The organism is Luteimonas sp. A534 (genome assembly GCF_054072805.1).
In genome coordinates, this window is record NZ_JBSVRR010000015.1 from 1 (window position 1) to 5,117 (window position 5,117).

Genomic DNA, 5,117 nt, shown 5'->3' on the forward strand with positions numbered 1-5,117 from the left:
TGCTCCGCGGTCGGGCTGCGAAGACGGTTCTTGCCACAGACAAAGAGCACGTTGTGCGTCAAATCGTCACCTGCGGCCTAACGCCTAAGTTAAGCCGCGCCGCAGCGGGGCGTGAAGCACATGGCAAGCTCTACCTGCCATGTGGTTTGCGCCCCGATGCGGTGTCGGCTTGAACGCATTGTTAGGCACCACCTAGTGCTCTATCGGGAGCGCGCCCTCAATGCTCGCCTTTGGCGACACTGTTCGCCGCAAGAAGTCCTGGAGCATTAGTTCGCGGCACTGAGCAAGCGGCATTCTGTCTCTCTGGGCATACATGCGTGATGCGTGTTCAAAGAGGTCGGCTAGCAGTTCGCCGAAGTCCTCTGCGCCGCCAGCAACTTCAGAACTGATCGTGACGTGTAGCTGACCGTTGGCCGCCCACAGACGCATGAGCTCAAATGCCTCGGGGTCTGTGAGGGCGTCCGGTGGAATGCCAAGTTCGTCAGCGCTCATGATTCTTCCATGTCTCGATGAAGTTTAATGTGGTGCCTAACGCCTGAATTAGGCCGCGCCGCGAAGCGGCGCCGGCTTGAATGAATTGTTAGCCCTCACTACGCACCCCAGCAAGAATCACCGAAACTTCCGACCACTCTGGATCATGCTCTGCGGAGATGTCCATGAAGTCATTCTCAGGAACCAAAGCTTCCATCGCATCTACGTCCGATGCGTACAAGAGCCAGCGACGCTCTCCTAAGCCCGTACTACGAGCCGCGTTTAGGAACACCCGCTCCTCAGGGTCCCAGGCTCGAATGTCCTCCTCCAGACCGTTCAGAGCTTCTAGGTCGTCGGCGTACACCGGCAGGCCATTTGGGTCTGCCTCGTACTCGACGACAATTGTGATCCGTTCCGGGAACGCCGCTCTGACATTAGTGGGAGGCAGCTCTGGAATCACGCCGACGAAACGAGGCTTCCCTTCCGTCAGTGAGCGGAGCAGCAGCCACTTTTGACTTTCATCGTTCTCCGCAACAGATTGCATAAGCCCTTCCAGTGAGGCCTAACACCAGAATTAAGCCGTGCCGCGAAGCGGCATCGGCTTGAATGACTCGTTAGGCCGCGGTCGCACGGTAGACGAAGTAGCCACCAGCGAACACAGCCCCCCAACAAAACAGACCAACGATAGCGCAGGCGCTAGAGCTGGGCTCTTGGCCAGGCCGGAAGATGCGAATCACAACGTAGCCCAGACCTTGGATCAGCAGTTCGAAGATGATCTCGAAGAGTAAGCGCCCGAGAAGACGCAGCACTCCGCCAACAGCTTCACCGGCGATCTCCCCTATTGGCATGCCACCTCCCGCAGCGGCCTAACGCCTGAATTAAGCCGCGCCGCGAAGCGGCGTCGGCTTGAATGAACTGTTAGGCGGCGCACCAGAGTGCAATGCCGCCGATGACGAACAGTACCAGCCAAGACAAGTGCTTGCCCCTGGTGAGAAGCAACGGCAGGACCCCGGACACAACGAAGGTTAGCCCGATGATCTGGAGCATGCCGGACATCGTGAGGTCACCGCGACCCGCATGCACTAAGAGTGCAGCAAAGCCGAACCATGCGACCGTGGTGATGTGCCAGGCAAAGCGCAACGTTCGCGTCGTGAACTCTGGGCTGCCGAATAGCTTGGGCAAATCATTGCGGCGGAACAGACGGCTGAGAATGTACTGCTCCCCGAGGAACGAATGGGCCGCGCCCAAAGCCACGGCGAGAACTGCTGCGAAGTAGAGAAGTCCTTCCATAGCCGCCTAACGCCTGAATTAAGCCGACCCGCGAAGCGGGTTCGGCTTGAATGAATTGTTAGAGGCTAGCCGAATGGTGGCTTTACCACTACTACCCAGAGGATGACTGAAGCAGCTGTCAAAGTGTAAGCACCAAAGACAGCCCTGCACATGTGTTGCAGCGCCTTGGGCGAGCCTGAGCGAAACGAAAGCGCCGTGGAAATGCCGCTGGCGAGTAGGCCGGCCAGAAAGGTGTAGACAAGTAATCTGGCTAGAAGACCCGCACCAGCGATGTTAAAGAGAATGACAATTGCGACTACGCAGGTAAGCGCGAGCGCCAAGAATGCTTTTGCCAGTAGCTGGGAGCTGTCCATAGCCTCTAACGCCAGAGTTAAGCCGAGGCGCGTAGTGGAGCGAAACACATGGCAAGCTTTACCTGCCATGTGTTTTGCGTAACGAAGCGGCTTCGGCTTGAACGACTTGTTAGGCCGCCGCACGCCGAGCTTGCGCCCGACCTTGCGACAGCCCAACCCCTGAGCCGAACAGTACAACAAGTCTGGCCGAGCGGCCTGAGGCTGGCATTTGCCGCCAAAGCCAGAACAGTCGACTCGCGCGGCCAAGAACTCTCACTGCGCCCTGTCCGAAGCCGACTCGGCCGGTCAAGTCTTGCGGAGAGTCACGCCTGTCCGAAGCCGAGCTGCTACAGGGCTGATTGCCGATGCCTGCACCGCGCGTGCGAGGTGCAAACGCTGCGGATAAGCGAGGCGCTACAGATCGCCTAGAACCCGGCAACAACAGTGCGGGAAACAAGGCCTAACGCCTGAGTTAAGCCGACTTGCGTAGTGGAGCCAAACACATGGCAAGCTTTTTCTGCCATGTGTTTGGTGTAACGAAGCAAGTTCGGCTTGAACGAATTGTTAGGCCGCAGCCTGCTGTACATTGCGGCCGGTCGGTGCGAGTGTCCAAACAACTAGAGCCAAGGATGTAGCCATTGCGACGTCTAGTAGACGCTGCAGCAAGCCTCCCCACGAGGCTAGCTCTGGCTGGACCATGAGGAAGAACACTACTGGAAAGGCGATGCCAGTCACAAGCAGGAAACCGCGGCGCAACTTGAAGTTGCCGAACTCCGAGGCCAGTGAAATTAGGAAGATGCCGGCGCCCATGCCGAAGTAGGTGGCGATGGCGAGAAAATTGTGCGCGATCTGGCTGGTCGAACCGTCAAGCGGGCATCCAGCATCACAAGGGGCGATCACAGCAAGAAAGTATGAGGCGGGAACAGACCACAAAAGCCATGCTCCCAGGCGGCTTGCGCCGGAAACCTTGAGAAGGGGGGAAGCTGTGACCAAGAAGGCCACAAGGATGGCCGTGGTAGCAGCAAAACCTGCATAGGTAAGCGTTTGAGCCCAAGGTGTTCCAGTTGCGTTGTACTCACTGACAAAGTTTGAAACCTGTGAGTATCCCGGCTTAATGGCGCTGCCAATGAAGTAGAAGAAAATCACATAAAGAATGGATGCCAGGAGTAGGAGTCGTGCGAGTTTCGCTCTGTTCATAGGCTTCCTAAGTCTCGTCATGCGGCCTAACGCCTGAATTAAGCCGCGCCGCGAAGCGGCGTCGGCTTGAATGAATTGTTAGGCCACTCGCGGCTGAATGTGGCCCTTACACGCTTTGAAACAAGGAAGTATGGGACCCAGATAGCGGCGCCCACCACCGAACGTACTAACTCTTTAATGGTCTCTGGGTCGGCCGGTTGCTCAGCTATGAGTGGAATCTGCTGAGCCAGAACGAAGTCGGACGCTACGAACACCAGCCCGAAGAGAAGCCAGGTAATTGCCACCTTTGGCGTGTGCTTGGACTTCATGACAAGGAAGCAAAGCGTTATGAGGGCCAACAAGATGGTGAGGACATTACCGGCAATCTCGAGAGAGAGAAGGGGAGCCCACAGCGAGTGGTAGCTATCGCTCTCTGGGGAGGTTAGCGCTTCCCAAGTTCCATCGGAGAAGATGGTGAAGTGGTTCTGGGAAAGCATCATGGCGATGCGAATTGGGCTGACTATCAATCCAAGGACGACGAGCAGTAGCCAGCCGCCGATCCCTTCCAAGTCTTTCGTATCAGTAGCCATGATCTCCCCTAGTGGCCTAACGCCTGAATTAAGCCGACCCGCGAAGCGGGTTCGGCTTGAATGAATTGTTAGCCGCCAGCCGGAAGGGCAAAGGCTTGCTCTAGCTTCTTGGCATCGACGTGCTGCATGAAGTTCTCAGTTTCGGCTTGCACCTTCGGGTCGGTCAACAGAGTATTCATCGCGATCTCGCCGAGCACCTTGAAGCTAATTCCCAGCGCTTCAGATCCCTCGTATCTAACCGCTTTGGCAGTCTCCTCATGACACGACTCCGTCAGTAGCGTTTCGAAGAGCTTCCCTGTGCCCTCAACTACTTCACTCTTTTGATGCCCGTCTACGGTTGCCAGCGACGCTGCGCTAGGATGGGCCGCTATTACCGTGAATATCCATTTAGCCAACAAAATCTTGTCCTGGTCGCTAGTGCGCTCCACTAGACACTTGGCCAAACTGTCGCTGTAGACCCCGCCATGTGCCACGGCAGGAGCGAGTGTTGCTGAGACTGCCACTAGAAGAGCGATCGGGCGGCTATACATGAGCGTAAGGTAGCTCCAACGGAGTAAGGAAAGGATTAGCGGCTAACGCCTGAATTAAGCCGCGCCGCGAAGCGGCGTCGGCTTGAATGAATTGTTAGGTGCTAGTTGCGACCAGCTATGCGCCGCACAGCGTCCCAAGCTTTGCGCCACAGCGATGCCTCCCAGGCCATCAGGCGAGCGGTCCACTCAGGCATGCCGGCATCCTTGGCAGCGGTTAGCACCGCGGGCGCTGCATCACTGTTACGACGGAATGTGGCACGAACGATGACGACCGCGAGTTTGAGCTCAATGACGATCAACACGGCGAGACCGATGTAGCGAACAAAGCCTACGGTGCTGAGAATTTGGTGGTGCTCGCTTGGAACGACATGCCCAGCTACCCAAATGCCGAGGCAGCTCAGCGCTATGGCGCGAACAACGGCAGCTTTGCCGCGGGATCGATAGCACCACAGATACATGGCAGGAATGACAATGCTCAGGTCAAAGAGAATGCCTGCTTCAAGCAGGCGAGGGTTTGACCAGCCATCCAGTGAAGCGAGAGAAAAATCGGCTGCAACTACGGCAGCTGCAACGAAGAAAAACCAATGAGTCCGAAGAGCGCTTTTGATCTTACTTGCAGCCATGGTCATAGTGCCTCCTAGCACCTAACGCCTAAGTTAAGCCGAGACGCGTAGTGGAGCAAAGCACATGGCAAGCTGTACCTGCCATGTGCTTTGCGTAACGAAGCG

At 56.8% G+C, this 5,117-nt stretch carries 7 protein-coding genes; all 7 read right to left on the bottom strand.

The window, feature by feature from the left end; genetic code table 11:
- Window positions 1-192 precede the first annotated feature (192 nt).
- Window positions 193-492 (bottom strand): DUF5076 domain-containing protein, encoded by a 300-nt coding sequence (locus tag ACW5F0_RS14590; protein ID WP_457000023.1) that lies wholly within the window; start codon window positions 490-492, stop codon window positions 193-195.
- Between the two features lie 88 nt (window positions 493-580).
- Window positions 581-1,015: a hypothetical protein gene (locus ACW5F0_RS14595; RefSeq protein ID WP_457000024.1), complete on the bottom strand. Its 435-nt coding sequence runs from the start codon at window positions 1,013-1,015 to the stop codon at window positions 581-583.
- 374 nt (window positions 1,016-1,389) lie between these two features.
- The gene (locus ACW5F0_RS14600; RefSeq protein ID WP_457000029.1) at window positions 1,390-1,761 is read right to left on the bottom strand and encodes a hypothetical protein; all 372 of its coding nucleotides are present in this window, start codon (window positions 1,759-1,761) and stop codon (window positions 1,390-1,392) included.
- An 896-nt stretch (window positions 1,762-2,657) separates the two neighbouring features.
- Window positions 2,658-3,290 (bottom strand): DUF998 domain-containing protein, encoded by a 633-nt coding sequence (locus tag ACW5F0_RS14605; RefSeq protein ID WP_457000025.1) that lies wholly within the window; start codon window positions 3,288-3,290, stop codon window positions 2,658-2,660.
- A 38-nt stretch (window positions 3,291-3,328) separates the two neighbouring features.
- On the bottom strand, window positions 3,329-3,859 hold the full coding sequence (locus ACW5F0_RS14610; RefSeq protein WP_457000026.1) for a DUF2569 domain-containing protein: 531 nt from the start codon (window positions 3,857-3,859) through the stop codon (window positions 3,329-3,331).
- 68 nt (window positions 3,860-3,927) lie between these two features.
- Entirely contained in the window at window positions 3,928-4,389 is a 462-nt protein-coding gene (locus tag ACW5F0_RS14615; RefSeq protein ID WP_457000027.1) for a hypothetical protein, read from the bottom strand.
- Window positions 4,390-4,490: 101 nt separating this feature from the next.
- On the bottom strand, window positions 4,491-5,018 hold the full coding sequence (locus tag ACW5F0_RS14620) for a hypothetical protein (protein ID WP_457000028.1): 528 nt from the start codon (window positions 5,016-5,018) through the stop codon (window positions 4,491-4,493).
- Window positions 5,019-5,117: the final 99 nt, after the last annotated feature.